Origin of the sequence: Rhodococcus sp. 06-235-1A, assembly GCF_002258785.1 — a bacterium.
Taxonomy (GTDB): Bacteria; Actinomycetota; Actinomycetes; order Mycobacteriales; family Mycobacteriaceae; genus Rhodococcoides.
On record NZ_NOYI01000027.1, the window covers coordinates 568,353 to 595,324 of the forward strand.

Sequence of the window (26,972 nt, forward strand, 5' to 3'; positions counted from 1 at the left end):
GATAGCGTCGGGGCATGGCAGTCGACTTTTCGTGGTCTCAATTTCTGTGGACAGTCTTCGTGTTCGTCGGTGTGCCGTCGTCGCTCTGGGCTCTTGTTCTGTGGGCCTTGTTCTCGAAACGTCGAGAAGGAACGGCAACCGGTCCGCTCGGCTCGTGGGCCACCGGATCCATTGCTGTTGCAGCGGGTTTCGCCGCGTGTGCAGGGTGGCTGAGCTGGTCTGCCGATCAACGGGGCGAATTCCGCGGACCCGGGCTCCCGGCTCCGAATGCGTTCCCGGGATGGCAAATCGCTGCGTGCGGGGCGACGGTGGTGTTGCTGTGCCTGCTTGCTGCGCATCTGTCGCGATGGGCGAAGACCGGCGGACACGTCGCAGCGCTCGGCACGACCGCTGGGTTCTCGACGGCGTTCTGCATCTCAGCGAGCACCGACGAGACCGGGCAGTCGGGCGTGGGTGTCATTCTCTGCATGCTCGGCTGGGGGTTCGGCTTGACCCTGTTGATCATCCTTCGGAACATGGCCGGTGCGCGACGTCGGCCCGCAGTGAAGCAGTAGGAGCGTCAGATCTCGATTCCCGTTGCTTCGACGACGCTCGCCCACAGTGCATCTCGCACGCGAGGTGAATCTCCACGCCACGAGGGGTAGTGAGTCGGGCGCGGGGCCCGGTCGTGCCAGAACGTGCCGGTGCTGGTCAACGCCTGGTCGGACGCGACGAGCCACACGATCGTGTCGGCCCCGTCGTGTGCGTTGCGCAGAATCGGCTTCATCACCGAACCGAACATCGGCATCGATCCGGTGACGCCGGGAGTGGCCGCCCAGCCCGGGTGCATGCTGTGCACCACCGGGTCGTCTTCGAGCGAAAAGCGTTCGGCCAGTTGCTCGGCCACCACCACCTGCATTCGCTTCGTGCGCGCGTACGCCGTCATGCCGGAGTACTTGCCGTTCTCGTACTCGAAGTCCGAATTCTGCAGCGGCACCGCATACATGCCGCCGCTCGAGACGAACACGACCCGCGATCCGGCGTCGAACAGCTCTCGCAGTCCCACGGTCAATGCGACCGGCCCGAGAACGTGGGTGGCGAAAGCCGATTCGTGTCCCTGCGCAGAGAGCTGCCGTCCGTCCGGCATCACTCCGGCGCAGTGCACGAGTGCGTGCACCGACGTGAGTTCGGACGCCAGAGCCGCGATCAAGGCCGCCACGGAATCGAGATTGCTGACATCGCACTCACGAACCACGAGTGAGGCGTCGGGCACCTCGGTTCGGATCGCCGCCGCGGCGGACTCGAGTCGGTCGGCCGATCGACCGACCAGGTGCACCCGTGCCCCCAGCCGCGCCAATTCTTTCGCCGTCGCAGCGCCCAAACCGGACGACGCCCCGGTCACCACCATGTCGATGGGGGAGGGAAACGGCGTCGGATCCGCGGCCCAGAAGCGTCGACGCACCGTGGCACCGATGCGGGAGTAACCGGGAACGACTGCTCTGTCGAGGATCGTGTCCAGCGTGCGGGTCAGGAGAGACATGCCGCCTTGATACCCCGCGGTAACCGGATGTATGCGCGTCCGCGTCCCGGTGTCGATGCCAGAATGAGCCCATGGTTCACCCCGCCGTCTCCGACGTCACCCGCGAGATCCTCGCCGAACTGCCCGCTCACCGACGTGAGACGTTCGAGTTGCGGCTCGAGCAGTGGTTTCCGGATCTGCACGACGCGGTCACCGCCGTCTACCCCGATCCCGACGCCGTGGCGGCCGGCCTGGTGGAGATCGCCGCTCGCGCGTACGCCACCCGAGCCGAGGATCTGCACCGCCTCGATCAACGCCGATTGCTCGAGCCGGACTGGTTCCAGCAGCCCGACATGTTCGGCTACGCCTGCTACGTCGACCGATACGGGCAGACGCTGCGCGGGGTGGGCGAGCGGCTGGACCATCTGACCGATCTCGGTGTCACCTACCTGCATCTGATGCCGCTGCTGCAGCCGCGTCCGGGCGACAACGACGGCGGATACGCGGTGATGGACTACCGCGCGGTGCGAGAAGACTTGGGCACCAACGAGGATCTGCGCGCGCTCGCGGAGACCCTACGTGGACGCGGAATCAGCCTCGTCGTCGATCTTGTGCTCAATCACGTTGCCCGCGAGCATGAGTGGGCGGTGAAGGCGCGTTCCGGTGATCCGAAGTATCGAGACTACTTCCTGATCTATCCCGATCGGACCACTCCGGATTCCTACGAGCGCACCCTCCCTGAGGTGTTTCCCGATTTCGCACCCGGCAGCTTCACGTTCGACGACGACCTCGGCGAATGGGTATGGACGACGTTCAACGAATTTCAATGGGATCTGAACTGGGCCAATCCTGCTGTGCTGCAGGAGTTCGCGAGCATCGTGTTGCATCTGGCCAATCTCGGAGTCGAGGTGCTGCGCCTCGATGCCATTGCATTCCTGTGGAAGCGGCTCGGCACCAACTGCCAGAACCAACCCGAGGTGCATGCGATCACCCAGGCCCTGCGCGCCACCGCTCGGCTCGCTGCTCCGGCCACGCTGTTCAAGGCCGAAGCAATCGTCGGGCCCCGCGATCTGCTGCCGTACCTCGGTCAGGGGCGACACACCGGACGAGTCTCGGACATCGCGTACCACAACTCGCTGATGGTGCAGGTGTGGTCGATGTTGGCCACGGGCAGTACAGCTTTGGCACGTCATGCCCTGTCCGCGCTACCGCCGACGCCACCGTCGGGAACCTGGGTGACCTACGTTCGCTGTCACGACGACATCGGCTGGGCCATCGACGACGGGGACGCAGCGTCACTCGGGCTCTCGGGCGCAGGGCATCGCCACTTCTTGGCGGACTGGTACTCCGGGGAATTCGACGGCTCCTGGGCCGAAGGCCTGGTGTTCCAGTACAACCCGGATACCGGCGACCGCCGGATCAGCGGAACCGCGGCCGCGCTCACCGGCCTCGGCCCGTCCCGCCTCGACCCCGACGGCGCGTTCGGACGAATCTTCCTGGCTCACGCCGTCATCGCCGGATGGGGCGGCATTCCCGTCGTATGGAGTGGCGACGAGCTCGGATCCCCGGGAGACCCGAACTGGGCCGACGAACCTGCTCATGCCGAGGACAACAGGTGGGTCCACCGTCCCCGCGTCACCGACGCCGACCGCGCCGGCCGATTCCAGCAGGGCAGCGACGCCCAACGGGTGTTCGACGGTATCGCTCGTATCGCGAAGGTGCGCGCCGGTCTGCCGATGCTGCACGCGGAGGCTCCGGTGGACGTGCAGAGCGAGACGGACGACGGTCTGCTCGTGGTGCGCAGGCGGCATCCCAGCGGCACCCTCGTCGCCCTCTACAACGTCACCGCCGAACACCGCTCGTTTCCGCACGCGCAGCTGCTCGAGCTCGGAATTCCGGCCCCGGTGGAGGTTCTCTCGCAGCACGATCTGCAGGTCGACGAGGCCGGATCGGTGTGGTTGCCGCCGTATGCAGCGTGGTGGATCGTCGACAGCCCGGTGCGTTAGAAGAGGCGCTACCGTGACCGGGCTGTTACCCTCCCCGGGACGGTCGGGTCGATACGAACAAGGGGACAACCTTCATGCTGCATGCTCGGATACGAAGTCTGGTGCTCGCTGTAGTGGCGGTGTTGGTCGCCACGATGGCAACGGTGCTGATGGGGACCGGTGTGGCGAAGGCCGATTCCGAGCTCGTCTACGTCTACTCGCCGTCGATGGACAAGGACATCCCGATCAAGGTGCTCAAAGCCGCAGGCGGCGGACCCGCGCCCACTCTGTATCTGCTCGACGGCCTGCGCGCACCCGAGGACAACAGCGGCTGGCTCATCGAGACCGACGTCGAGCAGTTCTTCGCCGACAAGCACGTCAACGTGGTCATTCCGTTCGGCGGCGGCGGAACCTTCTACTCCGATTGGCAGCGCGACGACCCCAAGCTCGGACGGGTGAAGTGGGAAACCTTCCTCACGCAGGAACTGCCGCCCGTCATGGCCGATCGGTTCGGCAGCGACAACGTCAACAATGCCGTCGCAGGACTGTCGATGAGTGGAACGTCCGCACTGAACCTGGCCGCGCATCGTCCGGACTTCTACAAGGCGGTGGCATCGTTCAGCGGCTACCCGACCGCGAGCAGCCCCGGATTTGCGCAGGGCATCTCGGTGGCCGTCGGCGAGATGGGCGGCAACGCACGCAACATGTGGGGCACCTGGCCGTCCGCGGACTGGATCCGCAACGACCCGTCCCTCAACGTCGGCGCGCTGCGCAACACGGCAGTCTTCGTCTCCTCGGGGAGTGGCTCACCGGCTACGGACCCGGTCTTCAACCCGGCCAGCAGCAGCTTCGACCCCGTCAAGTTCGCGCAGATGGTGCCGCTCGAGACGGCCGCAGGCATGAGCAGCCGGGCATTCGTTCCGTTGCTGCAGGCCGCTGGCGGACGGCCCAACGTCAAGATCACCGGTACCGGTGTGCACTGGTGGAATCACTGGGAGCAGCATCTGCACGAGGCATGGTTCGAGACAATCGCCCCTGCGCTCGGCGGCTGATAGTTACTCTTTTGCCATGACGCCCCCGAGAATCACCGTCGACTACACGGTGCTGGACTGCCCGGAACCCGCCGAGCTGGCTCGCTTCTACAGCACCATCCTGGGGTGGGAATCGGTGGACGACGACGGCGGCTGGGTAGTGGTCCACGGTCCCGGTGAACTGCGTCTGGCGTTTCAGCGGGCACCGGACTTCACCCCGATCGACTGGCCGAGCGAGAGCGTCAAGATTCATCTCGACCTGGTGGTCGACGACATGGAACAGGCCAGGGACTTCGTCGTCGACGCGGGGGCGACACTCATCGACCACGCGCAGCCCTCGTTCTGGGTGTACCGCGATCCCGCGGGACACATCTTCTGCTTGTGCAAGAGAGACTGATGAATCCACGATGAGCAGCGAAGCCCACCCCGTCCTCGTCGAACGCTCCACTGTGGTTCGGGCCGACGCGGCAACCGTGCACGCTTTGATCGACAACTTCCACGAGTGGGTGAAGTGGTCGCCCTACGAAGGAGTCGACCCCGATCTGATGCGCACATACGCCGGTCCCGACGCTGGAGTCGGAGCCTCGTACGCATGGTCGGGTAACCGCAAAGCCGGGGCCGGGACGATGACGATCACCGAGTCGGTGCCGGGTAGCCGGGTCGTCCTCGATCTTGCCTTCACCAAGCCGTTCAAGAACCGAAACGTCACTGAGTTCCTGCTCGAGCCCACTGCCGACGGAACGACGGTGACCTGGCGCATGTCGGGTAAGCAGAACAAACTCTTCAGCCTGATCGGGACAGTGTTCCCGGTGATGGACAAACTCGTCGGATCGGATTTCGAGAAGGGTCTCAGGCAACTCGCCGCTGTGGCAGAGCAGGACTGAGCGCGTCCTCGCGCCGATCCACCTGCTCGGTGAGCCAGCAGGCGAGCACCTGACAACCGGTGCGGTCGCCGTCGTACGGTTCGCGCGCGTAGGCGATGTGTCGGCCGCCGCCGGGGTTGGCCCATTCGAATCGGTGCCAGCGCATCGACTGCGGCAGGTAGCCGGCCACTTCGGCGGCCGCAGTGCGGAGGCGTCGCACATCCTTCACCCATTGGGAAGGCCGGAGTCGGGTTCGAGTGGCGTTCTGGAAACTGTTGCTGCGCACTAGTTTCCACAGTTCTGTCAGCCAAATCTTCGGGGTGCGAAACGACATCCACCGGGTGAGGTCGGCGATGTCACGAATCAGACTGTCGTCGCTGGCATTGCAGATCATGTCCGAGGTGAAGCCGATCCACTTGACCGGAATGGACTCGGGCACAGCCGGTCCCGTACCGGCGACGCCGCGTCCCGAGCATCCGGGCACTGCACCCGCCGGTTGTTGTGGGTCTGAGATCAGACCTGCCGCGACGACGCGGGTGCCGTCGATCTTCCCGTCGCGAATGAGGCCGAGCACCTCGCGCACGACGGTCGCTCCCTGGGAATATCCCACCAGTGCGATCGGTCCGGTGGTGCTCTCGACAGCCCGACGCAGGCGTCGCACGCCGATGTCTGCACTGTGCCGAAAGCACAGTCCACCGAGGGCGACAGGACCGTACGACGCCGGATAGCCGACCCAGCGGCCGATGAATCGGTCGTCGAGTTCGCCGACGACGCACGCGAGCAGTCCGGTGACGCGCGTCCGATGGTCGGACGGATGCGATTCCCCGGTACCCCCGACGGCGAGCACGGTGACCTGATCCTGGTTCATGGTCTCGAGTCTGGCGGGCAAACCTGAGCTCGACGCCCGGCAAATGCTGAGAACTGTCTGGCAGTTCGGTCCCGATCAGATCGAGGAAGTGCGTACCTGATCCAGGGCGTTGCGTAGGAGCGCCTCGTAGCTGTCCGGGTCGGGGACGGCCGCGCTGTTCGACGTGATACCGATGGTGACGGTGTTGCCGATGCCATGGACTCCGTGGGTCAGGCTCATGGCGGGGGAGAGGGCCGGGAAGCCGGCGGTGAACCGCACCGACCCACCGCAGAGCGTGAGGTCTGCGGCCCCGCGCGAGACGCTGGACACGACGGTGTTGCCGGTCACAGTCGGTGGCGTCGCCGCCGGATCGAATTGCGCGACGCCCCATTCGGCGAGAAAAGCAGGCACGTGCGCCTCGACCTCGTCCTGAGACACACGGGCCGCGTCCGACAGTGGATGATTCGCGCGAGCTCGTCGTGCGGCTAGGTCCTTCGAGATGAGCTGCATGCGTGTGCGAATGTTCGGTTCGGCGGTGAACAGCCCGACTCCGACGTTCCCGAAATTGTTACGCGCGTCTCCTCGTACCTCTCGGGCCAGGGTCACCTCTGCAGCCAGATCGGATGAATCGTCGAGGAAGCGTTGCAACGCAATCGATATCGCGGTCATGACGAAGACGGTGATCGTGGTGTCGCTGGACTGCAGCGCCGCCTTGGGGAGCACGATGGTCCGAATGGACGTCCGGCCGGTGGGCGGGACGTCGAGGGCCGTCAGGGCCCGTGAGTTCGGCCGCGAAGGGATCTCGCCCGAGGCGGTGGCGTGTTCGAGGCGCAATGCATCGCGTCGAGCGCGCAACCCGCCGCGAACCATCAGCGCCACACGCAGCGGAAGGGCCAGGGCAGCAACCATTGTCGACGTCACCTCAGCCGCCGTGGAGCGCCGATCGGAACGGGGTGCGGGCGGGAGTCGATGCGTACCGAAGAGGTCGCGCGCAGTCTGCGCTGCCAGTGCTCCGTCGGCGGCCGCATGCGAGAGTTGAAGCACGGCAACGAGAGCTGGTTGCGTACCGCCTGGTGCATCGATGATGTTCGGATACAGGTGTAGGTGCCACACCGACAGTCGGGGGTCCACCTGACGATCGAAGGACGACGAGATCGCATGGAGGCACTCCGCCCACGTATTCGATTTCCGGTGAACGGTGATCGCCTCGGTGCACGGATCGGCCGCCGTCCACCGGGGATAGTCGAGGCCCGCGGTCGCGTCGGCGATGTGTGTGCGCAGCACCTCGATGCCGGTGCTGCGCTCGAGCAATCGCACCACCTCGGCGTCGAGATCGTCGGGTCCGGCGTCGAAGCAGTACAGCAGGAACTGATCGCTCGGAATCTTCGACGCCATCCAATACGCGCGCGCATCGGCCGGGTGCATGCGCATCGAGCCGGGGCGATTGCTGTCGGAGCGGGCGCGGGGCACCCGATGAGCTTAAGCGCCGCCGCGAGACCCGTCAGGTTGCAAACTGACCGGTCCTGTTCTGTGAACTGTCACCACTACGTGCCGAGGACTTCTTCGATGGCCTCGCCGATTCCCGGCAACATCGACGCTAGCCTGGGTCAATGCATCGCCTTGCCCCACTTTCGCGACGCCGTGATGCCACACGGTGGGAGTCGTGACGCCCAGAGTTGCCTCGGGCTATCGGGCGGGACTTCGTTCCTCGACCATCGCCGCCGCGTCGGCCGACTACGTCACCGACATCTCGTACACCGAGTACGGCTCCGCGGCCTGCACGCTGGGGGTCGCGGCGGACAACACAGTGTTCCTCGCCCCCGCATTCACAGTCGACGGTATCGGTGTGTTGCGGTCGTCGGACTTCGGAAAGTCATGGCGCGCATCGGTTCCGCAAGGCGTGCAGAACAGTCGGCATCGGCCGTACCTGTATTTCGACGACGTCGACGATCGATTGTTTCTACATGCAGGCCGATTCGACGCGGTACCCCCGCACCCGCTGCGAACGGGATTCACCCTCGGGGTCAGCGACGACCGCGGTGAAACCTGGCGTACCCGGAAAGTGGCGTCGAAGGCAAGGATGGACGCGAAAATATTTGCTGGACCTTGTGTTTCGGGCGAGGGCCGAGTCACGTACCTGTCCGCTCCGACCCCGTTCGCGGTTCGAGTGCGGCCACTGGTCAATGTCACCCGTCAGGTGATCTGGCGGTCCTACGACGGTGGTGTGAAATGGGAGGTGGCCGGCGGATTCGACATCGATCCGAAGAACATTCCCGGGTTGCCGAGCCGGGAGTACGTCTCGTTCGGCAAAGGGGTCGTCGGTCCGGACGGCACGGTCTACATCGGTGGCCGGTACGGTCGACGGTTCGCCGTGGCAGTCAGTCACGACGAAGGATTGCACTGGGACGTTCGGATGGTTCCAGGGTCGGCACTGGCGAGGTACCAGAACCCGCTGCATTTTCTGCTGCGCGGTTCGCGCTACCTGCTGCCGGAGTCGACAGCGGTCGATGACGACGGAAACGTGTACGCGGTATGGCCGGACCGCGACGGACTGCTCCACGCGGCCTGTTCGTCCGACGGAGCGGTGAGTTGGTCGAGGCCGGTGGTGGTCTCGGCACCGGGAGTACGCGATGCCCGTTTCGGAGCAATCACCGCCACCGGGTCCGGACGATTGGGTATCGCCTACTACGGACGCGAACGGGGGCGTGCCTTCCACGGATTCATCGCGCAGTGCCGCGATTTTCGCACCGGGCGGCCTGTGTTCGTCGGCGGCAAGTACAACGAGCCCGATGCGCCGCTGTTTCCGCACGGCTTCTTCAACGGCTTTCGGGACGTCGCGCTGGGGCGTTCACGGAACGAAATCGTCCGAGTTCAGTTCGCCCCCAACGGTGACCTTCTCACAGGGGCGGCGATGCAGATGCGAGGACGAAACCGGCAGCGCCCGTGGGCGGCGCGCTCGGAGCGCACCGAGATGCAGGCGGTGCTGGGTCGGCTGGGCCGGATCGGCAGCGACTGAACCACGAAAGGCCCCACAGCACTACGCTGCAGGGCCTTTCGGGTCTGGTGTTACGCGACGTTGATCAGACCGACAGTGGGGAAGAAGAAGCAGCTCTTGTCGGAGCCGTCGAGTGCCTTGTGGTTCACCGTGCCGAAGACCGCCGCGAGAACGGTTCCCGATCCGGTGTCGACGGGCACTGCGCGGGCACCTGCGGCGGGCAACGCATTGAGTGCGTTGACCACGAGAGGCCGGGCCAGTTCCTTCAACTCTGCCGGAATGCCGGAGTTGTCGAGGATCGACTGGGCGAGAGTGGTTGCCAGCCCACCGAAGTCGGCGAAGCCGCCCTGCAGGGTATTGACGTTGAACCACGCCACCTGCATGCCGGACTTGTCGGCCGAGTCGTTCACGATGCCGGCCGGGACGAATGCGAACATCGTCTCGCCCTTGTTCACCGCGTTGAGTTCGGGCACGGCGATCGACGGCAGGCCGGGCAGAGTGGCGATCGGCGGCACGGTCAGCTGGGGCCACGGTCCGCCGGCACCACCGGCGACGCCCGGCACGATTCCCAGCGGTGCGCCCGGTGTGGCAGCGCAGTTGATCGCAGCGGTGGGGTAGAAGAACGGAGTGATGCCGAAGTCGGTCAAGGCCTTGTTGGCTGCGTCGAGGGCAGCGAAGGGGTCTGCGGAGGTGTTCTCGGCAACCGGGGTGCGCGACTCGGCGATGGCGTTCGCGGCGTCGAGCGAGGCGCCGCCCTGACCCTGCAGTGCAGTGATCGCCTGAGCCAGCGGATCGGCCGGTGCCGGATCTGCCGAAGCGGTGGCGGGAACTGCGAGCAATGCCGCGCAGGAAAGCGCGAGCGCGCCCGCCAGACGGCTGAGGCGTCGAGACATGTGTGACTCCTGTGACTGATGTGGCTTATGTTGCGGTTGCGCTGATATCACCACACATCATCTCGGCATCACAAGCTCAGACGGATTCCGTTGTTCAATCGAGACGGTGCCGTCGGAACGGGTTTCGGCCGCGTTCATCCCACGTCGATACCGAAGTCTCGAACGATTCCTTCCAGGCCCGACGCGTAGCCCTGACCGATCGCGCGGAATTTCCACTCAGCACCGCGGCGGTACAGCTCGCCGAACACCATGGCGGTTTCGGTGGAGGCGTCCTCGCTGAGGTCGAAGCGGGCGAGCTCGCGTCCGTCGGACTTGTCGACGACGCGGATGAAGGCGTTGACCACCTGACCGAAGTTCTGCCCGAGAGCGTCTGCGTTGTGAATGGAGACCGGAAAGACGATGGAGTCGACCTCCGGAGTCAGGGCCACCAGATCCACGTCGATGCTCTCGTCGTCACCCTCGCCCTCGCCGGTTCGGTTGTCGCCGGTCTGCTCGATTGCCCCGTCGGGGGAGCGCAGATTGTTGTAGAAGACGAAGTAGAGGTCGCTCAGGGCCTTCTTGGTGGTGCCGAGGCCGATGGCGCTCGCGTCGAGGTCGAAGTCGCCGCCGGTGGTGGCGCGCACATCCCAGCCCAGTCCGACGGAGACGGCGGTCAGGTTCGGTGCTTCCTTCGTCAGTGAGACATTTCCACCCTTGGCGAGAGTTACGCCCATGTCCATCCACTCCTTCGCAGGTTCGTCGGTGCGTCGTCGTACCCACCCTATTCATGCCTGTCGTCGCGGTGCCCGAGGTGCCGGTGTGAACCACGGGAGATGCGTGCGGGGTGTGAACAGTGGGGCTGGCGATACCGATGGGATTGTGGTGGGATACGACAAAAGATCACAAGATAGCAGTGGTGGTGCGCCTGTGCGAGTAGGCGCGCCGCGGCGATCGAGCGACGATGGAGATTTTTGTGCAGGTTTCGCGACGTGAATTGTTCAAGTACGCCGCAGCAGGATCTGCTGCCGCCGTCGGATTGGTCGCCCTGGGGACGGCCACCGCGCACGCCGACGCAGGCCTGGGAACACTCGTCGACTATTCGGGTGGAGTGCCGTCGGCCTCGGCGATAAAGAAGGCCGGTCACCTCGGGGCAGTCCGATACGTTTCCGACCGCCGACCCGAGGCCAACTGGATGATCGGTAAGCCGATGCGCAAGTCCGAAGCCGACTCGCTCACCGATGCCGGGCTCGAGGTCGTCTCCAACTACCAGTTCGGAAAAGGCACCACGTCCGACTGGCGGGGCGGGTACGCGGCGGGCGTGAAGCATGCCACGCGCGGCCTCGAACTCCACACGGCGGCCGGTGGTCCCACCGACCGTCCGATCTACGCGTCGATCGACGACAACCCCACCGCAGTGGAGTTCGCGACGTTGATCGCGCCGTACATCCTGGGATGGCAGTCGGTGATCGGAGCCGAGAACACGGGTATCTACGCCAATTCGCCGACCATCGAATTGGCGTCGGTGGCCGGTCTCGGCCAGTGGTATTGGCAGCACAATTGGGGCTCGCCGAAGGGCTTCGTCCACCCCGCGGCGCACATTCACCAGATTCGAATCGACAAGGATTTCGTGGGTGGCGTCAAGGTCGACATCAACAACATTCTGAAAGCCGACTACGGCCAGTGGTCGAAATCTGCTGCCGATATCACCTGAATTCCATCGATGTAATTCATCGTGGATAGAACGCATCGCGACTCTTGTCGTCCGTCGATCGCCTCACGTCCACCAGAAACAACGGCTTGAATGCACTTCGCCCCCGGCTGATACGGAAGCCGGGGGCGAAGTGCGTCGTACCGAAGCGGGACTACGGAACGTAGACCGTGCCGATGGTGGGCAGGAAGGTGCAGCTGCGGGGAGCGGCCGACGGATCTTCCTTGGACTGTGTGGTGATCGAACCGGAAACGACCGAGAGCACGCGTCCGGGGCCGGTGTCGGCGATGGCAGACAGCGTTGCCGGGCCGTCGGTGTTGATCTTCGATGCGCCCGTCAGGTCCTGCGTTCCCGAGCGACGGTTGTCTAGGTTGAGCCAGGTGACGGTCAGCGGAGCGGCCTGCTGGTCCGCGATGGGGGCGGTGCCGAGAGCGGTGAACACGAAGCCTGCCTGGCCTGCGGCCGGTCCGGGGGGAGGCAACGTGGCCGGACCCGGTACGGCGAGAGCGGTCCCGACGGAATCGGCGGTGTCGGAGATGCACCCTTTTCCGAGCGTCGGGTAGAGGAACTGGGCGATGGCAGGTCCGTCGGCCGGCAGTTCCGGTCCGCCGCCGCCGGATCCGTCCAGGAAGGTGATGACCGTCTCGAGCAGCGACTTGACCTGTTCCGGCAGCTGTGCGGTCGCGAGCAGCGCACGCGCCTGTCCCAACAGATCTGCGGCCGGGGCGGCACCCACGTCGGCGGGTCCGGCTGCGGCACCGAGGATGGCCGGTGCGAACGAGGCGAGAGCCTCGACCTCGGCCAGGCTGGGCATGGGCTCGCCGGGAGCGGGGAGGAATTGAGCGATCAACGCGGCGGGATCGGCCGGGGGTGCAGGCAGATCAGCAGGTGCCATGGGCACCAACGGCTGTGCGGATACGCTGGTCGGCACGACGAGTGCTGCGGCTGCGGCTACGGCAAATGCAGTAACGACGCGACGCGTTCCGCGGGTACGAAGCACGGTGATATTCCCCATTCTGATCAAGACGCGGGCCCTCGGCGACAGCCGGTGCTCGAGGGGTCACTCTATGTAGCGCGATCCCCGATGTACAGCTAGTGCCGCCGAACCCTCCCCCGTTGAATCTGTGCCAGGGAAGTCTAAATGGTCCACGCTGCGAATTCTCCGCAGAGGCAAACGATAACCTGTTACTGGAGTTACCAGTGTTAAAGGTGATTCAAATGTTATCCGTCTGCCTGCGCGGTTGGGGAACATTTGTGACGACCTATAAGCTCAGCGATCGATATACGGCATCGATACCGAACGGAACCGCACGCACAGTGAACCGACTCGTTCGGCTGGCCCCCGTTCTGCTGGCAATTTCCGTGATCAGCCGCTTCGTCTGGGCGTTCGTCACGCCCAACGGAATGAATCTCGTCGATTTGCACGTCTACGTCGAGGGCTCTGCAGCACTGCTCGGCGACAACCTGTACGACTACACGTACTCGGTGCAGACCCCGGACTTTCCGCTTCCGTTCACGTACCCTCCGTTCGCGGCGCTGGTCTTCTTCCCGCTGCACTATCTGCCCTTCACCCTCGTCGGTGTCGTCTGGCAGGCCGCGACCATGATCGCGCTGTTCGCGGTGGTGCGGCTGACACTGTCGATGGTGCTGGGTGACGATCGCGCTGCCGAACCTCGCTGGGTGCGTATCGCGATGCTCTGGACCGCACTGGGACTCTGGTCCGAGCCCGTGCGCACCACGCTGGACTACGGCCAGGTCAACGTCTTTCTGGTGTTGCTGGCGATTCTCGCGGTACGCAGCAGTCGGTGGTGGGTGGCAGGCGGGCTGGTCGGCTTCGCCGCCGGAATCAAGCTGACCCCGGCCATCACCGGCCTGTATTTCCTGGCCACTCGGCGATGGAAGGCCGCGGCGTTCTCTGCGGTGGCCTTCGCGATCACCGTTGCGCTCAGCTACGCGGTGTTGGGGCATCAGGCAGCCACCTACTTCACCACGCTGCTCGGCGATGCCGACCGCATCGGCCCGGTCGGCTCGGTCTGGAATCAGTCTCTGCGCGGAGCGCTCAGTCGGATCGTGGGCGAGGACGTCGGTCAGGGTCCGCTGTGGATCGTTGCCGCAGTCGTTGCGGCAGGGCTCGCGGTCGCGGCGTGGCGGGCGATCGATCGGCGCGATCACCTCGGCATCCTGGTGATCGTTCAGCTGTTCGGATTGCTGGTATCACCGATTTCGTGGTCACACCATTGGATCTGGGTGATTCCGATGGTGATCTGGCTGGTGCACGGGCCGCTTCGGGATGTGGCCGGGGCCAAGTTCGTCGCCTGCTACTGGTTGGTGACGGTGACCGTGGGGGTGCCGTGGCTGCTCAGTTTCTTCCAGGAGTCCATCTGGACCATCCCCCGCCCGGCCTTCGAGGCATGGGCGGGCGCGGTCGACGTGATCGGCTCGGTGCTGTTCCTCGGCTGGGTCGCCTATGCGGGACGCATCAATTCGCGATCAGTGCGTCGATCCGACGCGCCAGATCCACATCCTTCTGCGTGAGGCCGCCGGCGCTGTGCGTCGACAGCGTGAACGTGAGCGTCCGCCACCTGATGTCGATGTCGGGGTGATGGTCTGCTGCCTCCGCAGCGTCGGCCACCCCGTTCACTACCGCGATCGCTGCTCGAAACGACGCCAGTTCGACGGTTCGCGTCAATGATTTCCCCGCCACCGTCCAGTCGGTGAGCCGGGCGTCCTCGATGTCGCGGTCGGTCAGCAGTTCGGTCATAGAAAGATGGTGGCATGTCCGGCACCCCTACCGCTGTTGTTGTCGCGGCCGCGTTGATCGACGGCGGCCGACTGCTGCTCGCGCAACGAACTCGTCCGCCGGAGCTGGCCGGTCGGTGGGAACTGCCGGGCGGAAAGGTCGAGCCGGGGGAGTCCGAGGACGCCGCACTCACGCGTGAGCTGCGCGAGGAATTGGGTGTCGAGTGTTCGATCGGTGCCGCGCTCAGCGGGGACGTCGACCTTGCCGGCGGCCTGATTCTGCGTGCCTACCGAGCCTCGATCGTCTCGGGAACCCCTGCGCCGCTGGAACATTCGGCTTTGCGGTGGGTGGACGCGGCAACGTTGTCGACGATGGATCTGGTCGATGCGGACCGACTCTGGTTGCCCGAGCTGCTGGAAATGCTGCTCACTTCGCCCGAGCGGTCTTCAGGCCTTTCTTGAGATCCTTCTTCGTTGCGCCTGCCGATTCGAGCTTCTTCATTCGCATGATGACCACCGGGCATTTGATGCACCGGACTTTCTTGCGGCAGCATTTTTTCTTGGGCTTCATCCCCGAGACATCTACTGCCTTTATCTTGCCCATGAGCACCAAGACTAATGGGTGGCGCAGGTCACAGACCTGAGGGTGGCGCGGGGTACCGTCGGACTACGGGTAAACTCGATCAGTCGCGAGAACTTCGCGGTGCAGCGCGCTTCTCTAGCGACATAAGCCCGCTAGCGAACAAGAGCCCGCATTCGACTCCAGGAGAATTTTTCGCGTGAGCGCCCCAAGCAGTGCAGACAACATCGACAGCACCACCACTTTCCGCAACGTCGCCATCGTTGCACACGTCGACCATGGCAAGACCACCCTGGTCGACGCCATGCTTCGGCAGTCCGGCGCGTTCGAGGAACGTGCCGAAGCGATCGACCGTGTCATGGACTCGGGTGACCTCGAAAAAGAAAAAGGCATCACGATCCTGGCCAAGAACACGGCCGTCCACAAGCGCAACGCCGACGGCACCATCACCGTCATCAACGTGATCGACACCCCCGGCCACGCCGACTTCGGCGGAGAGGTCGAGCGCGGCCTGTCCATGGTCGACGGTGTCGTCCTGCTCGTCGACGCATCCGAGGGCCCGCTGCCGCAGACCCGCTTCGTGCTCCGCAAGGCGCTCGCCGCCTCGCTGCCGGTGATCCTGGTCGTGAACAAGACCGACCGTCCCGACGCACGTATCGAAGAGGTCGTCTCGGAGAGCCACGATCTGCTCCTCGATCTCGCGTCCGACCTCGACGACGAGGCATCCGAGGCAGCCGAGCTCGCACTCGACCTCCCCGTTCTCTACGCCTCCGGCCGTGAGGGCAAGGCGTCGCGCGTGCAGCCCGAGAACGGCCACGCTCCCGACGCCGAGAACCTCGACGAGCTGTTCGAGGTGCTCCTCAACTACGTCCCCGCGCCCAAGGGCAACGTGGACGCACCGCTGCAGGCCCACGTCACCAACCTCGACGCGTCGGCCTTCCTCGGCCGCCTCGCCCTGGTGCGTATCCACAACGGCCAGCTCTCCAAGGGCCAGACCGTGAGCTGGATGCGTGAGGTCGACGGCGAGCCCGTCGTCCAGAAGGCGAAGATCACCGAGCTGCTCAACACCATCGGCGTCGAGCGTGTCCCCGGTGAGCGCGGTGTCGCAGGTGACATCGTCGCCGTCGCAGGCTTCCCCGACATCATGATCGGCGACACCCTCGCCGATCTGGAGAACCCGGTCGCCCTGCCGCGCATCACCGTCGACCAGCCGGCCATCTCGGTGACCATCGGCACCAACACGAGCCCGCTCGTCGGACGCGTCAGCGGGCACAAGCTCACCTCGCGCATGGTCAAGAGCCGTCTGGACCAGGAGCTCATCGGTAACGTCTCGCTCAAGGTCCTCGACATCGGTCGCCCCGATGCCTGGGAGGTCCAGGGTCGTGGCGAGCTGGCGCTTGCCATCCTCGTCGAGCAGATGCGTCGTGAGGGCTTCGAGCTCACTGTCGGCAAGCCTCAGGTGGTCACGAAGCAGGTCGACGGCAAGCTGCACGAGCCCTTCGAGGAGCTCACCGTCGACACACCGGAGGAGTACCTCGGTGCGGTCACGCAGCTGCTCGCGGCACGCAAGGGCAAGATGGTGCAGATGACGAACCACGGCGCAGGCTGGGTTCGCATGGAATTCATCGTTCCCTCGCGCGGCCTGATCGGCTTCCGTACCGACTTCCTCACCGAAACACGCGGCACCGGCATCGCCAACGCCGTCTTCCACGGGTACGCACCGTGGGCCGGAGAGATCCGGGCGCGCCACACCGGTTCGCTCGTGTCGGACCGTAACGGCACCGTCACCCCGTTCGCGATGATCCAGCTCGCCGACCGCGGCACGTTCTTCGTCGAGCCGGGTGCCGACACCTACGAGGGCATGGTCGTGGGCATCAACCCGCGTCAGGAAGACCTCGACATCAACGTCACCCGCGAGAAGAAGCTGACCAACATGCGTCAGTCCTCCGCAGACGTCATGGAGACCCTGGCCAAGCCCAAGAAGCTGGACCTGGAAATGGCCATGGAGTTCTGTGCAGGCGACGAGTGCGTCGAGGTGACCCCCGAGGTCGTCCGCGTCCGCAAGGTGCACCTCGATTCCAACGAGCGCGCCCGTGAGCGCTCGCGCAGCAAGACGCGCGACAAGGCTGCTCTGTAAGACAGATCCTGTACGAGAGAAGCGGCGTGTCACCATCGTGAGACGTCGCTTCTCTCGTACCTGTAGCCGATCACGAAGGAGATCCTCGTTGCGTAACGTGCTGATGCCGGTGGTCCTGGCCTCCGCCATTGCTCTGGTACTCACTGCGTGCACCGCGGATCCGCCCCCGCCGATCGAGAGCGTCGAGACACCGGTCACCACGACGACCGTCCCGTCCAAGACCGGTGACCCTGTCGTGGTGGCGATCGACGACGTGGGCATCGGCTTCAACCCGCACCTGTTGGCGGACCAGTCGCCTGCCACCGCCGCGGTGAGTTCACTGGTGTTGCCCAGCCCGTTCCGCCCCACCCGGAACCCCGACACCGGCGCGACGACGTGGGAGCCGGACCTGTCGCTGTTGATTTCAGCCGAAGTGACGTCGCAGTCTCCGTTCACCATCCGGTACCAGCTGCGCACCGAGGCCCAGTGGTCCGACAGCGCACCGATCGCGGCCGAGGACTTCCGCTACCTGTGGCAGCAGATGATCACCCAGCCGGGCGTCGTCGATCCGGCCGGCTACGCACTGATCAGCGACGTCGCGTCCTCGGGCGGTGGCAAAACGGTCGATGTGACACTCGAATCGCCGTACCCGGCGTGGCAGCGCCTGTTCTCCGATCTGGTGCCCTCGCACCTGCTCAAGGACTCACCCGGCGGCTTCCAAGGTGGCCTCACCGACAACGTGCCTGTCTCCGGCTCCCGGTTCAACATCAAGACCGTCGATCAGGGTCGTGACGAGATTCTGCTCGAGCGCAACGATCGATTCTGGGACCAGCCCGCATCACCCGACCAGGTCCTCGTTCGTCGAGGTGGTACCCCTGCTCAGTTGGCCGATTCTCTGCGGTCCAGCGATGCGCAGATCGCTCAGGTTCGTGGCGGCTCGGCACTGCGCGCCCAACTCTCGGCCATTCCCGGTGTGCGCACCGATACCATCAGACAATCCCGGGTGCTGTCGATGACTGTGAACGGACGAGCCCCGAACATGTCGAATGCTGTTGTCAGGCAAGGGATTTTCGGTCTACTCGATCCGAATCTACTGGCCACCGTCGGGGCCGGTGGCGGCGCGACGGATCGCCGAGCAGCCGCGCAGCTGCTCTCACCCTCCGACCCCGGATACACCGCAACGTCTCCCGCCCCCATCGGCAGGACCGCCGCCCTCGATCTGCTCGGTCGGGCCGGCTACGTTCCGACACCCGACGCGATGGTGACGTCGACGCCGAGCGCGACCGCACCGACCACGGCAGCCCCGCCGACCACCGCCGACCCGTCGAGCGCAGCTGTGACCACGAGTCCTCCGGTACCGAGCGTCACTCGCCTTGCGGACGCAACCGGCACCGCACTGCGGTTCGTGATCGGCGCCGTCGAGAACGACGACATCGCGCTCGCTGTCGCCGGAACTGCCGCAGACGAACTGATCGGTGCAGGCGTCGACGCGACCGTCACTCCACTGCCTGCCGACGAGCTGTATTCGACGGCGTTGACCGACGGCACCGTCGACGCAGTGGTCGGTTGGAACAGCGCGGGAGTGGACCCTGCGACAGTGCTGGCCTCCCGATTCGGCTGTGTCCCAGAGGCAGTCGCAGGCAGTGGAGACCGGGTGGAGATCCCGCGGAATCTGTCGGGCCTGTGCGTTCCCGAACTTCAACCGACGATCGACAGGGCTCTGGCGAGCGGTCTCGATCCATCCACGGCCACCGACGATGTCGAGCCCAAGCTGTGGGCGCTGGCGTCGACGCTGCCGATCATGCAGGACTCGTCCGTGGTTGCTGCGGTTCCCGGCATCACCGGTGTCTCCTTGACCGGACCGGTCGAGGTCGGGATCTTCGCCGATGCGGTGCAGTGGATGCGGACGCCTCGATGACCGATAGCAGCGGAGGCACCGCGACGAACCACGAAGTGAGCCGAGGATCGATGACAGGGCAGGCGATGACCGAACAGGCGATGACGGAGCCACAGCGGTTGCTCCTGGTACACGCGCATCCCGACGACGAGACCATCACCACCGGCGGCACCATCGCCCACTACGTTCGCGCCGGGGTCGAGGTCACGGTACTCACCTGCTCGCTCGGCGAGGAGGGCGAAGTGATCGGCGAGACGTGGGCCGATCTGGTGGTCGATCGTGCAGATCAACTCGGCGGCTACCGGATTCTGGAATTGCATCGCGCGCTCGCGGCACTGGGCTGCAACCCACCGCGTTTTCTCGGTGGTGCCGGCCGCTGGCGAGACTCGGGGATGGCCGGGACGTCGGCTGCCCGCAAGCCGCGCGCGTTCGTCAACGCGGACCGCGACGAGGCTCTCGGAGCACTCGTGGCGGTGATGCGTGAGCTTCGGCCGCAGGTCGTCGTCGGATACGACCCCGAGGGCGGGTACGGACACCCCGATCACCAGCAGGTGCACTCTTTGGTGACCGAGGCCGTCGAGGTCTGCGGAACGGATGCCTACCCCGATGCCGGAGCTCCGTGGGAGGTGTCGAAGTTCTACTGGACCGTCACCGGCCACGACCAGTTGCAGTCGGCTCTTGCTGCGATCGGCGACCTTCCGGCCGGATGGCGACTGCCCGTCGACGGTGAGCTACCCAGCGTTCCCGAGAACACGATCACCACCAGCATCGACATCCGCGGTGTTCTCGACGCCAAGCGCGACGCCCTGCGCGCACACGCCACTCAGGTGACCGTTGCGCCTTCTGGTCGCGAGTACGCATTGTCCAACGACATCGCCCAGCCGATTCTGCTCGACGAGCAGTACGTGCTCGTGCGAGGCGAACTCGACGCCGATGAGACGGGCAGGGAGAACGACCTCTTCGCAGGCGTACTAGGCTGTGCTGTGCATCACTGAACAGGTCGCAGCACCGATCTCACCACACAGGGGCGGAAACACATATGTACAACTGGGTAGTGCAGGACGCCATCGTCGCGTTCGTCGATTCTCTCAAGCCACAGTTCGGCGCACAGGCAGATCTGTACCAGTACGTTCTGGGTCAGATCGCCATGGGTGCGAGCAACTTGCTCACCTCGCTGGGATACCCGCCGGTTTCCTGAGTGCCGATGCCCGGTTTTTGAATGCGATGCACTGAAACAACACGGGTCAAGGCAGTATTGGGCGCATGATCTCGAAGGCCGCATCCAATACTGTCGCCCTGGTGTCCTGGGCGACGGTCGCTGTGCTGGTGTTCGACGGCTTTCTCTCCGGAATCCTGTCGGTCTTCTTTCTCCCGACCTACCTCGGTTCGGTGCAATTTCCGATCAGTGCGGTACTCGGCGGCATCGCCAACGTCGCGTTGATTCTGGCCGCGCGCAAGGTCGCCGAGCGGCCGCTCTGGGTGGCGTCGCCCCTGATCGGATGGTTCGCCGCTGTCGTACTGTGCATGCTCGGCGGCCCTGGCGGCGATGTCCTCCTGCTTGCCGATTGGCGCACCATGCTGCTGATCATCGCCGGGGCAGGCCCCGCCGGAATATTGCTGTTCATGTTCCGGATGAAGGCGATCACAGCAAGCGTGCATGTCGACCCGCATCCCGCAGCACGTCCTCGATCATCGTCGGAGTCAACAGTCCGGTGAATGTGTTTCGCTGGCTCACGTGATAGCTGGCGAACACGGTGATCGATCCCAGGTCGAGCTGAGCGCCGTGACCGAACTTCGGTGCAGGCCTTGGTATCTCCCATCTGTTCGCGGCCAGTGTGGGCAACAGGGACTGCCAGCCGAAGGCTCCGAGAACGAGGATGGACTTCAGAGTCGGACGCAGTAACCGCAATTCGTCGTCGAGCCAGGGTCTGCAGGTGTTCCGTTCGGCGGGGGTCGGCTTGTTCTGCGGCGGAGCGCAGTGCACCGGAGCGGCGATGCGGACCCCGTTGAGCGTCAATCCGTCTCCGATGTGGGTGGCGACGGGTTGGCTCGCCAGCCCGACGGCATGCATCGCGCGATAGAGAACGTCACCGCTTCGATCGCCGGTGAACATCCGCCCGGTGCGGTTCGCGCCGTGTGCGGCCGGTGCCAGCCCGACGATCAGCATTGCCGCATCTGCGGGTCCGAAACTGGGAACTGCCTTGCCCCAATATGTTTCGTTGGCGAATGCGGCTCGCTTCTCGACGGCAACCTGCTCGCGCCACTGCACCAAGCGCGGGCAGGCGCGACATTCCGACACCGCGATGTCGAGTTGCTCGATGCTCTGCGGCCGCGTCATGTCACGTCCGGTGCAGCCAGACGTCTCCGGCTCCCGGGGTGACGGCGTCGATCATGGCCCACGCGTTCTCGATGGGGATGTCGATCACCTCGTAGTGGCCGACGCCTGCCGGAGTTGCCGCCACGATGGTGGCCACCCCGGCGCGGCGCTGGAAGAACGTCTGCCGCACCGTCCAGCCGATGATGCCTGCGGCCTCGAGGCTGTGCCGAGTCCTGTCGAGAGACCCGTGCTGAGTGATGAGCCAGCCGGGCAGCACCGCGTGGCCGAGACCGCGGTAGCGATCGTGCGCGAGCCCCGAGGCGGCGACGAACAACACCCCGAGCGCGATCCAGGCGAGGATCGGGATGGGCGCGCCGAAGAATTCCGCGATGCCCAGTCCTGCTCCGAGCACCAGCACAGGCAGCGCGGCGCGCGTGTAGCGGCGACGTCGCGCGTCTGGCCCGTGCTGCAGGAGGGGACGTTCGGCACCGCCGTGCAGACCGGCGTCGCCGAGCACCGTGGTCATCATGCGCAGAGCCTCGGCCTGCGGGGCCTGGGGGAGCAGCAGGGACGATTCCTTCTTCTCGGCGCTGACGCCGGTCATGATGGCGTCCAGGCGGGCACCGCCGACCGCGCGCAGTAGCAGCGGTTGGGACAGGGAGGTGCCGCGCAGTCGCTTGCGATCGAGTGTCGACTGCCGGGTGCGCAGCAAGCCGTGGCTGACGTGCAGGGTGCGACCCTGGTCGGTGACAGTGAGATTGGCGTAGGTCAACAGGTAGCGGACACACGCGAAGATGCTCGACACGACGAGCAGCGCGAGCAGGGCCACGACGACGAACACTGCGATTCCGAATTGCTCGGCGGAGTCGATGCTGTTCGAGACCACCGACGACTCGGCCAGCGTCTGCCCCAGTCCGTACTGGAACAGCACGCCCACGGCCGCGGCTATGGTGACGATGCCGGTGATGGAGAACGGCGCGAACCGCACCCACGAGAACTGCCAGTGTGCGATCTCCACTTCGGGATTCGGTGCCGCGGCGGGGATACCGTCGGCTGCCGGGGTCTGGCCCGACACTCGCTGCAGCAGATCGGCACGCAGTGTGGGGACCAGCGAGGTGTCGAGGGCGTTGAGCTCGAAGGCCTCGCCCTTGCCCGCCTGCTGGCCGGTGCCGATCCGCAGGATCGACAATCCGAGCACCCGGTGCAGCACGTTCGCTTCCACGTCGACCGAACGAATCCTGTTGCGCGGGATGGACAGAACCTTCTTCTGCAGCACTCCGGTGCGCAGTTGCACATGTACCGGGCCGATCCGGTAGCTGGTGGTGAACCAGCGCAGTATCGCGAACACCACCACGACCGCGAGGATGCCCAGGCTCCAATAGTGATTACCGCTCTGGCTGCCGACGAAGAAGGAGATCAGCAGCACCGGCAGAATCCTGATGCCCTCGTTCACCGGGTGCACCAACAACATTCGCTTGTCCAAGCGTAGCCACGGCTGGTCTTCCTCGACGGCGAGGAGCTCCTGATCTGTCATGTGGCGTCTCCGACGGTGCGGCCGGCGATATCGGTCAGTCGAGCAACCGTCTTGTTCGCCACATCCTGATCCAACGCGGTGATCTTCACCGCGCCCGCGGACGACGCCGTCGTGACGGTGACCGTCGCCAAGCCCAGCAGGCGATCGAGCGGTCCGCGTTCGGTATCGACGGTCTGCACCCGCGAGATCGGTGCGATGCGTCGCTCCTGGCTCAGCCAGCCGGTGCGGGTGTAGACAGCGGTGTCGCTGATCTCCCAGCGATGTACCCGATACCGCCACTGCGGCACGATCGCGATGTGCAGCAGTGCCAGCACGATCGATGCGACGAGGACGGCGACGTGCGGCCAGGTGGTGCGATTGGAGTCGACGACCGCCCAGACGATCTGGGCGACGAAGACCGGTAGCCACAGCAGACCGGCACTCAGAGCCCAGAGCAGACGCGCACGTGGAGACGGTTGCCACTGGGGGTCGGTCATCGTTATCACGGGTACAAACCTAGCCCTCATCCCTCGTGCGCGTTTTGCGTACTTCCAGCTCCGCAAAACGCGCACGAGGGCGACAGCCCGACCCGCGGGTGGCACGTGCGTACCAGGAAGCGCATGATCGACTGGTGACTTCTCTACCGGACTCCATACCAGCTCCCTCCGCGATGCGACGAGTGTTGCGCCGTGCCCGCGATGGAGTGTCTCTCAACGTCGACGAAGCCACGGTGTTGCTGCACGCTCGCGGTGACGATCTGACCGATCTCATGGCGTCGGCGTCCCGGGTCCGTGATGCCGGGCTCGAATCCGCGGGCCGGCCGAAGACGGTGTCGTACTCCCGCAAGGTGTTCGTTCCCATCACGCGCTTGTGCCGCGACAAGTGCCACTACTGCACGTTCGTCACGGTGCCGGGCAAGCTCAATGCCGCCGGGCACGGAATGTTCATGGATCCCGACGAGATCATCGACGTCGCTCGCAAGGGCGCCGCGCTCGGATGCAAGGAGGCGCTGTTCACTCTCGGCGACCGACCGGAGGAGCGGTGGCCCGAGGCCAAGGCGTGGCTCGATTCCCGTGGCTACGATTCGACCTTGGATTACGTGCGCGCCATGTCGATCCGGGTGCTCGAGGAGACCGGCCTGCTGCCGCACCTCAACCCGGGAGTGATGTCCTGGCAGGAACTTTCGCGACTCAAGCCGGTCGCCCCGTCGATGGGCATGATGCTCGAGACCACCTCGCGTCGGTTGTTCGAGGAGAAGGGGCAGGCGCACTACGGCAGCCCCGACAAGGATCCCGAGGTGCGGCTGCGGACCTTGACCGACGCGGGCCGGCTGAACATTCCGTTCACCACCGGCATTCTGGTGGGCATCGGCGAGACGTTGCGCGACCGCGCCGAGTCGATCATGGCAATTCGCAAGGTGCACAAGTCTTTCGGGCACGTCCAGGAAATCATCGTGCAGAACTTCCTGGCCAAGTCCGATACCGCGATGCGGTCGGTGCCCGACGCCGGTCTCGAAGAATTCCTGGCGACCATCGCGGTGACACGCATGGTGCTCGGCCCATCGATGCGGATTCAGGCTCCGCCGAATCTGGTCGCACCGGAAGAGACCGCTGCATTGCTGGGCGCAGGCGTCGACGATTGGGGCGGGGTCTCGCCGCTGACTCCCGATCATGTCAATCCCGAGCGGCCGTGGCCGAATCTCGACACTCTCGCCGAGCTGTCGGCAACGGCCGGATACCGGTTGGTCGAGCGCACCGCCGCGCAGCCGCAGTACGTTCTCGCCGGTGCTCCCTGGATCGACCCACGGATCTCGGCGCACGTGCGGGCGGTGGCCGATCCCGAGACCGGAATGGCACGCGAGGGCGTGAACCCGACGGGTCTGCCGTGGCAGGAACCGGACGAGGAGTGGGAGTCCTCGGGCCGAGTGGATCTGAACACCGAGATCGACACCCAGGGTCGCAACACCGAGACCCGCTCGGATCTGGCGAATGCGTTCGGCGACTGGGAATCGATCCGCGAGCAGGTGCGTGATCTCGCCGGGCTGGAGCGGGTGGACCGTGACCTGGTGTCGGCGCTCACTGCCGCGGAGAAGGACCCGGCGGGGCTTTCCGACGAGCAGTACCTCGCGCTCGCGACGGCCGAGGGCCCGGGCATGGACGCCGTCGCTGCTCTCGCCGACGATCTGCGCAAACAGGTCAACGGAGACACCGTCACCTACGTGGTGAACCGGAACATCAACTTCACCAACATCTGCTACACCGGATGCCGATTCTGTGCGTTCGCTCAGCGCAAGGGCGACGCCGATGCGTTCACGCTGTCCACCACCGAGGTGGCCGATCGGGCGTGGGAAGCGCACGTGGTCGGAGCCACCGAGGTGTGCATGCAGGGCGGAATCGACCCCGAACTGCCGGTGACGGGATACGCCGATCTGGTGCGGGCGGTCAAGGCCAAGGTGCCGTCGATGCACGTGCATGCGTTCTCGCCGATGGAGATCGTCAACGGGGCCTCGCGCGGTGGCCAGTCGATTCGCGAGTGGCTGACCGAGCTGCGGGCCGCCGGCCTGGACTCGATTCCGGGTACCGCCGCGGAGATCCTCGACGACGAGGTCCGGTGGGTGCTCACCAAGGGCAAGCTGCCCGCTGCCGAGTGGATCGAAGTGATCACCACCGCCCACGAGGTGGGGCTGCGGTCGAGTTCGACGATGATGTACGGGCACGTGGACAATCCGTCGCACTGGGTGGGGCACCTGAACGTGCTGAAGAAGATCCAGGACAAGACCGGCGGGTTCACCGAGTTCGTGCCGCTGCCGTTCGTGCACCAGTCCTCGCCGCTGTACCTGGCCGGTGCGTCGCGGCCCGGTCCGACCAACCGGGACAACCGCGCAGTGCATGCTCTGGGCAGGATCATGCTGCACGGCCGAATCGACAACATTCAGACCTCATGGGTGAAATTGGGAATCACGGGTACACAGGCGATGCTGAACGGAGGCGCGAACGATCTGGGCGGGACCCTGATGGAAGAGACGATCTCGCGGATGGCGGGTTCGCAGAACGGTTCGGAGAAGACCGTTGCGGAACTGCACGAGATCGCCGACGGCATCGGACGACCGGTTCGTCAGCGCACCACCACGTACGGCCCGGCACCGGCGGTGTCGGTCGCCGGCCTGATATGACCCTGAGTCCTGGCTTTCCGAAATGGAGCTTGTCTGAAATGGAGCTTGTCTGACATGGACGACCGTCGAGTCGCCGCGGTGCTGAGCAGTGCCGTCGCCATCATTCATCCCGTGCTCGACATCCTGGCCACACGTGACCCGATCGGGCTGAAGGGGCGCACGTTCCGTCAGTCCTCTGCGGACGATTCGACCCTCGACAACGTCATCGACTTTCTCGCGAAAGCCTTCGACACAACCGACTTCCCGGGTACCGCCGGCTGGGAGAAGCTCGACAGCGATGCTCGTTCGCAGTGGTGGGTCAATCGCATCGGCGCACTCAACACCGTTGCCGTCGCATTCCCCGGTGTGTTCGGCATCCTGGTCAACCGTCTGCCGATCCAGGATCTGCTCGGGTTCGCGAACCAGGCGATGGTGCTCGTGGCCGTGGCCCGCGAATCCGGAGTGACCGACCGCGAAACACATGTGGCGCTGCTCGGGTCGGTGCTGTGCAAGCGCGACCTGACGTCCTTGGCCGACAGTGCTCCCCCGAAGAAGGAAGAATCGCCGAAGTCCGGCCCGTTCGCACTGCTGCGCGGAATGTGGCAGATCGCCAACGTGCTGCGCGACGTCGCAGGCGAATTGGAGAAGCGCCCGCATCCACGCGGGTTCTACCGAGTGCTCGGAGCCATTCCGCTCGTCGGTGGCGTCGCCGGATATCTCGGTGAACGCGGCGCGCTCTCGCGCGCCGCCAAGCAGGGCCGGAAGTGGCTCGCGGCGCACAAGAAGGCGTCCGCCCTCGGTGCAGACGTGCCCGCGAAGCAGCTGCGGCGATAGCCGTCCGGGGCAGGTGAGGCCACCCT

Annotated in this window: 27 protein-coding genes; 16 read left to right on the plus strand and 11 right to left on the minus strand. The window is 65.3% G+C overall.

Annotation, left to right across the window (positions count from 1 at the left end; translation table 11 throughout):
- Nucleotides 1-14: 14 nt before the first annotated feature.
- Nucleotides 15-554, plus strand: coding sequence for a hypothetical protein (locus CH275_RS26405; RefSeq protein WP_094681050.1), 540 nt, complete (start codon nucleotides 15-17; stop codon nucleotides 552-554).
- A gap of 5 nt (nucleotides 555-559) precedes the next feature.
- Here the strand turns inward: CH275_RS26405 and CH275_RS26410 are convergent, their stop codons facing one another.
- Nucleotides 560-1,519, minus strand: a complete 960-nt coding sequence (locus tag CH275_RS26410) for an SDR family NAD(P)-dependent oxidoreductase (protein ID WP_094681051.1) — start codon at nucleotides 1,517-1,519, stop codon at nucleotides 560-562.
- A gap of 71 nt (nucleotides 1,520-1,590) precedes the next feature.
- Between CH275_RS26410 and CH275_RS26415 the strand changes: the two genes are divergently transcribed.
- From CH275_RS26415 to CH275_RS26430, 4 genes are all read left to right on the plus strand, one after another.
- Nucleotides 1,591-3,504: an alpha-amylase family protein gene (locus CH275_RS26415; protein ID WP_094681052.1), complete on the plus strand. Its 1,914-nt coding sequence runs from the start codon at nucleotides 1,591-1,593 to the stop codon at nucleotides 3,502-3,504.
- A gap of 74 nt (nucleotides 3,505-3,578) precedes the next feature.
- Nucleotides 3,579-4,535, plus strand: a complete 957-nt coding sequence (locus tag CH275_RS26420) for an alpha/beta hydrolase (RefSeq protein ID WP_094681053.1) — start codon at nucleotides 3,579-3,581, stop codon at nucleotides 4,533-4,535.
- A gap of 16 nt (nucleotides 4,536-4,551) precedes the next feature.
- Nucleotides 4,552-4,911: a VOC family protein gene (locus CH275_RS26425; RefSeq protein WP_094681054.1), complete on the plus strand. Its 360-nt coding sequence runs from the start codon at nucleotides 4,552-4,554 to the stop codon at nucleotides 4,909-4,911.
- Between the two features lie 10 nt (nucleotides 4,912-4,921).
- Entirely contained in the window at nucleotides 4,922-5,398 is a 477-nt protein-coding gene (locus CH275_RS26430) for an SRPBCC family protein (RefSeq protein ID WP_094681055.1), read from the plus strand.
- On the opposite strand, the gene CH275_RS26435 is transcribed toward CH275_RS26430, so the two are convergent.
- Together CH275_RS26435 and CH275_RS26440 are read right to left on the minus strand one after the other, a co-directional pair.
- Entirely contained in the window at nucleotides 5,364-6,245 is an 882-nt protein-coding gene (locus CH275_RS26435; protein ID WP_094681056.1) for a PE-PPE domain-containing protein, read from the minus strand. The two genes, CH275_RS26430 and CH275_RS26435, sit on opposite strands and share 35 nt — an antisense overlap.
- A 75-nt stretch (nucleotides 6,246-6,320) precedes the next feature.
- Nucleotides 6,321-7,694 carry a WS/DGAT domain-containing protein gene (locus tag CH275_RS26440; protein ID WP_143546879.1) on the minus strand — a complete coding sequence of 458 codons (1,374 nt, stop codon included), beginning with the start codon at nucleotides 7,692-7,694 and terminating at the stop codon, nucleotides 6,321-6,323.
- Nucleotides 7,695-7,887: 193 nt separating this feature from the next.
- On the opposite strand from CH275_RS26440, the gene CH275_RS26445 reads away from it, so the two are divergent.
- The gene (locus CH275_RS26445; protein ID WP_143546880.1) at nucleotides 7,888-9,240 is read left to right on the plus strand and encodes a sialidase family protein; all 1,353 of its coding nucleotides are present in this window, start codon (nucleotides 7,888-7,890) and stop codon (nucleotides 9,238-9,240) included.
- 50 nt (nucleotides 9,241-9,290) lie between these two features.
- On the opposite strand, the gene CH275_RS26450 is transcribed toward CH275_RS26445, so the two are convergent.
- A complete protein-coding gene (locus CH275_RS26450; RefSeq protein WP_094681059.1) occupies nucleotides 9,291-10,112 on the minus strand; it encodes a hypothetical protein in 822 nt (273 codons plus the stop codon).
- A 134-nt stretch (nucleotides 10,113-10,246) separates the two neighbouring features.
- The gene (locus tag CH275_RS26455; protein WP_094681167.1) at nucleotides 10,247-10,825 is read right to left on the minus strand and encodes a TerD family protein; all 579 of its coding nucleotides are present in this window, start codon (nucleotides 10,823-10,825) and stop codon (nucleotides 10,247-10,249) included.
- Between the two features lie 227 nt (nucleotides 10,826-11,052).
- Here CH275_RS26455 and CH275_RS26460 point away from each other — a divergent pair, with 227 nt between their 5' ends.
- Nucleotides 11,053-11,802: a DUF1906 domain-containing protein gene (locus CH275_RS26460; RefSeq protein WP_094681060.1), complete on the plus strand. Its 750-nt coding sequence runs from the start codon at nucleotides 11,053-11,055 to the stop codon at nucleotides 11,800-11,802.
- A gap of 151 nt (nucleotides 11,803-11,953) precedes the next feature.
- On the opposite strand, the gene CH275_RS26465 is transcribed toward CH275_RS26460, so the two are convergent.
- The gene (locus CH275_RS26465; RefSeq protein ID WP_094681061.1) at nucleotides 11,954-12,814 is read right to left on the minus strand and encodes an Rv1157c family protein; all 861 of its coding nucleotides are present in this window, start codon (nucleotides 12,812-12,814) and stop codon (nucleotides 11,954-11,956) included.
- Between the two features lie 302 nt (nucleotides 12,815-13,116).
- On the opposite strand from CH275_RS26465, the gene CH275_RS26470 reads away from it, so the two are divergent.
- Nucleotides 13,117-14,334, plus strand: a complete 1,218-nt coding sequence (locus CH275_RS26470; protein WP_256991221.1) for a mannosyltransferase — start codon at nucleotides 13,117-13,119, stop codon at nucleotides 14,332-14,334.
- Here the strand turns inward: CH275_RS26470 and CH275_RS26475 are convergent.
- On the minus strand, nucleotides 14,279-14,560 hold the full coding sequence (locus CH275_RS26475; RefSeq protein ID WP_094681062.1) for a 4a-hydroxytetrahydrobiopterin dehydratase: 282 nt from the start codon (nucleotides 14,558-14,560) through the stop codon (nucleotides 14,279-14,281). The two genes, CH275_RS26470 and CH275_RS26475, sit on opposite strands and share 56 nt — an antisense overlap.
- Before the next feature lie 14 nt (nucleotides 14,561-14,574).
- Between CH275_RS26475 and CH275_RS26480 the strand changes: the two genes are divergently transcribed.
- Nucleotides 14,575-15,000 (plus strand): (deoxy)nucleoside triphosphate pyrophosphohydrolase, encoded by a 426-nt coding sequence (locus CH275_RS26480; RefSeq protein ID WP_094681063.1) that lies wholly within the window; start codon nucleotides 14,575-14,577, stop codon nucleotides 14,998-15,000.
- Here CH275_RS26480 and CH275_RS29695 read toward each other — a convergent pair.
- Nucleotides 14,966-15,142, minus strand: coding sequence for a hypothetical protein (locus CH275_RS29695; RefSeq protein WP_094612381.1), 177 nt, complete (start codon nucleotides 15,140-15,142; stop codon nucleotides 14,966-14,968). The two genes, CH275_RS26480 and CH275_RS29695, sit on opposite strands and share 35 nt — an antisense overlap.
- Nucleotides 15,143-15,317: 175 nt before the next feature.
- On the opposite strand from CH275_RS29695, the gene typA reads away from it, so the two are divergent.
- From typA to CH275_RS26505, 5 genes are all read left to right on the plus strand, one after another.
- Nucleotides 15,318-17,255 carry a translational GTPase TypA gene (typA, locus tag CH275_RS26490; protein WP_094681064.1) on the plus strand — a complete coding sequence of 646 codons (1,938 nt, stop codon included), beginning with the start codon at nucleotides 15,318-15,320 and terminating at the stop codon, nucleotides 17,253-17,255.
- Between the two features lie 103 nt (nucleotides 17,256-17,358).
- Nucleotides 17,359-19,152: an ABC transporter family substrate-binding protein gene (locus CH275_RS26495; protein WP_094681065.1), complete on the plus strand. Its 1,794-nt coding sequence runs from the start codon at nucleotides 17,359-17,361 to the stop codon at nucleotides 19,150-19,152.
- A gap of 65 nt (nucleotides 19,153-19,217) precedes the next feature.
- Nucleotides 19,218-20,126 carry an N-acetyl-1-D-myo-inositol-2-amino-2-deoxy-alpha-D-glucopyranoside deacetylase gene (gene mshB / locus CH275_RS26500; RefSeq protein ID WP_373453748.1) on the plus strand — a complete coding sequence of 303 codons (909 nt, stop codon included), beginning with the start codon at nucleotides 19,218-19,220 and terminating at the stop codon, nucleotides 20,124-20,126.
- A gap of 44 nt (nucleotides 20,127-20,170) precedes the next feature.
- Nucleotides 20,171-20,329 carry a hypothetical protein gene (locus CH275_RS29700; RefSeq protein WP_008714214.1) on the plus strand — a complete coding sequence of 53 codons (159 nt, stop codon included), beginning with the start codon at nucleotides 20,171-20,173 and terminating at the stop codon, nucleotides 20,327-20,329.
- Nucleotides 20,330-20,394: 65 nt separating this feature from the next.
- Entirely contained in the window at nucleotides 20,395-20,847 is a 453-nt protein-coding gene (locus tag CH275_RS26505) for a hypothetical protein (RefSeq protein WP_094681066.1), read from the plus strand.
- On the opposite strand, the gene CH275_RS26510 is transcribed toward CH275_RS26505, so the two are convergent.
- Genes CH275_RS26510 through CH275_RS26520 form a run of 3 tightly spaced genes read right to left on the minus strand, consistent with a single transcriptional unit; the run spans nucleotide 20,774 to nucleotide 23,458 of the window.
- Nucleotides 20,774-21,469 carry a uracil-DNA glycosylase gene (locus CH275_RS26510; RefSeq protein ID WP_094681067.1) on the minus strand — a complete coding sequence of 232 codons (696 nt, stop codon included), beginning with the start codon at nucleotides 21,467-21,469 and terminating at the stop codon, nucleotides 20,774-20,776. The two genes, CH275_RS26505 and CH275_RS26510, sit on opposite strands and share 74 nt — an antisense overlap.
- Nucleotide 21,470: 1 nt before the next feature.
- Entirely contained in the window at nucleotides 21,471-22,982 is a 1,512-nt protein-coding gene (locus CH275_RS26515) for a PH domain-containing protein (protein ID WP_094681068.1), read from the minus strand.
- Nucleotides 22,979-23,458 carry a PH domain-containing protein gene (locus tag CH275_RS26520; RefSeq protein ID WP_094681069.1) on the minus strand — a complete coding sequence of 160 codons (480 nt, stop codon included), beginning with the start codon at nucleotides 23,456-23,458 and terminating at the stop codon, nucleotides 22,979-22,981. The genes CH275_RS26515 and CH275_RS26520 overlap by 4 nt, the downstream gene beginning before the upstream one ends.
- A 134-nt stretch (nucleotides 23,459-23,592) precedes the next feature.
- Between CH275_RS26520 and CH275_RS26525 the strand changes: the two genes are divergently transcribed.
- Both CH275_RS26525 and CH275_RS26530 read left to right on the plus strand, forming a co-directional pair.
- Nucleotides 23,593-26,133: a bifunctional FO biosynthesis protein CofGH gene (locus tag CH275_RS26525; protein ID WP_256991222.1), complete on the plus strand. Its 2,541-nt coding sequence runs from the start codon at nucleotides 23,593-23,595 to the stop codon at nucleotides 26,131-26,133.
- Between the two features lie 54 nt (nucleotides 26,134-26,187).
- Complete coding sequence (locus tag CH275_RS26530) at nucleotides 26,188-26,946, plus strand: hypothetical protein (RefSeq protein WP_094681071.1); 759 nt, start codon at nucleotides 26,188-26,190, stop codon at nucleotides 26,944-26,946.
- Nucleotides 26,947-26,972: the final 26 nt, after the last annotated feature.

What these genes read in the sequence shown, in the direction of transcription:
- CH275_RS26405 (WP_094681050.1), top strand. Translation starts at nt 15, where the DNA reads ATGGCAGTCGACTTTTCGTGGTCTCAATTTCTGTGGACAGTCTTCGTG.
- CH275_RS26410 (WP_094681051.1), bottom strand. Translation starts at nt 1,519, where the DNA reads ATGTCTCTCCTGACCCGCACGCTGGACACGATCCTCGACAGAGCAGTC.
- CH275_RS26415 (WP_094681052.1), top strand. Translation starts at nt 1,591, where the DNA reads ATGGTTCACCCCGCCGTCTCCGACGTCACCCGCGAGATCCTCGCCGAA.
- CH275_RS26420 (WP_094681053.1), top strand. Translation starts at nt 3,579, where the DNA reads ATGCTGCATGCTCGGATACGAAGTCTGGTGCTCGCTGTAGTGGCGGTG.
- CH275_RS26425 (WP_094681054.1), top strand. Translation starts at nt 4,552, where the DNA reads ATGACGCCCCCGAGAATCACCGTCGACTACACGGTGCTGGACTGCCCG.
- CH275_RS26430 (WP_094681055.1), top strand. Translation starts at nt 4,922, where the DNA reads ATGAGCAGCGAAGCCCACCCCGTCCTCGTCGAACGCTCCACTGTGGTT.
- CH275_RS26435 (WP_094681056.1), bottom strand. Translation starts at nt 6,245, where the DNA reads ATGAACCAGGATCAGGTCACCGTGCTCGCCGTCGGGGGTACCGGGGAA.
- CH275_RS26450 (WP_094681059.1), bottom strand. Translation starts at nt 10,112, where the DNA reads ATGTCTCGACGCCTCAGCCGTCTGGCGGGCGCGCTCGCGCTTTCCTGC.
- CH275_RS26455 (WP_094681167.1), bottom strand. Translation starts at nt 10,825, where the DNA reads ATGGGCGTAACTCTCGCCAAGGGTGGAAATGTCTCACTGACGAAGGAA.
- CH275_RS26460 (WP_094681060.1), top strand. Translation starts at nt 11,053, where the DNA reads ATGGAGATTTTTGTGCAGGTTTCGCGACGTGAATTGTTCAAGTACGCC.
- CH275_RS26465 (WP_094681061.1), bottom strand. Translation starts at nt 12,814, where the DNA reads ATGGGGAATATCACCGTGCTTCGTACCCGCGGAACGCGTCGCGTCGTT.
- CH275_RS26475 (WP_094681062.1), bottom strand. Translation starts at nt 14,560, where the DNA reads ATGACCGAACTGCTGACCGACCGCGACATCGAGGACGCCCGGCTCACC.
- CH275_RS26480 (WP_094681063.1), top strand. Translation starts at nt 14,575, where the DNA reads ATGTCCGGCACCCCTACCGCTGTTGTTGTCGCGGCCGCGTTGATCGAC.
- CH275_RS29695 (WP_094612381.1), bottom strand. Translation starts at nt 15,142, where the DNA reads ATGGGCAAGATAAAGGCAGTAGATGTCTCGGGGATGAAGCCCAAGAAA.
- CH275_RS26495 (WP_094681065.1), top strand. Translation starts at nt 17,359, where the DNA reads ATGCCGGTGGTCCTGGCCTCCGCCATTGCTCTGGTACTCACTGCGTGC.
- mshB (WP_373453748.1), top strand. Translation starts at nt 19,218, where the DNA reads ATGACCGAACAGGCGATGACGGAGCCACAGCGGTTGCTCCTGGTACAC.
- CH275_RS29700 (WP_008714214.1), top strand. Translation starts at nt 20,171, where the DNA reads ATGTACAACTGGGTAGTGCAGGACGCCATCGTCGCGTTCGTCGATTCT.
- CH275_RS26505 (WP_094681066.1), top strand. Translation starts at nt 20,395, where the DNA reads ATGATCTCGAAGGCCGCATCCAATACTGTCGCCCTGGTGTCCTGGGCG.
- CH275_RS26510 (WP_094681067.1), bottom strand. Translation starts at nt 21,469, where the DNA reads ATGACGCGGCCGCAGAGCATCGAGCAACTCGACATCGCGGTGTCGGAA.
- CH275_RS26515 (WP_094681068.1), bottom strand. Translation starts at nt 22,982, where the DNA reads ATGACAGATCAGGAGCTCCTCGCCGTCGAGGAAGACCAGCCGTGGCTA.
- CH275_RS26520 (WP_094681069.1), bottom strand. Translation starts at nt 23,458, where the DNA reads ATGACCGACCCCCAGTGGCAACCGTCTCCACGTGCGCGTCTGCTCTGG.
- CH275_RS26530 (WP_094681071.1), top strand. Translation starts at nt 26,188, where the DNA reads ATGGACGACCGTCGAGTCGCCGCGGTGCTGAGCAGTGCCGTCGCCATC.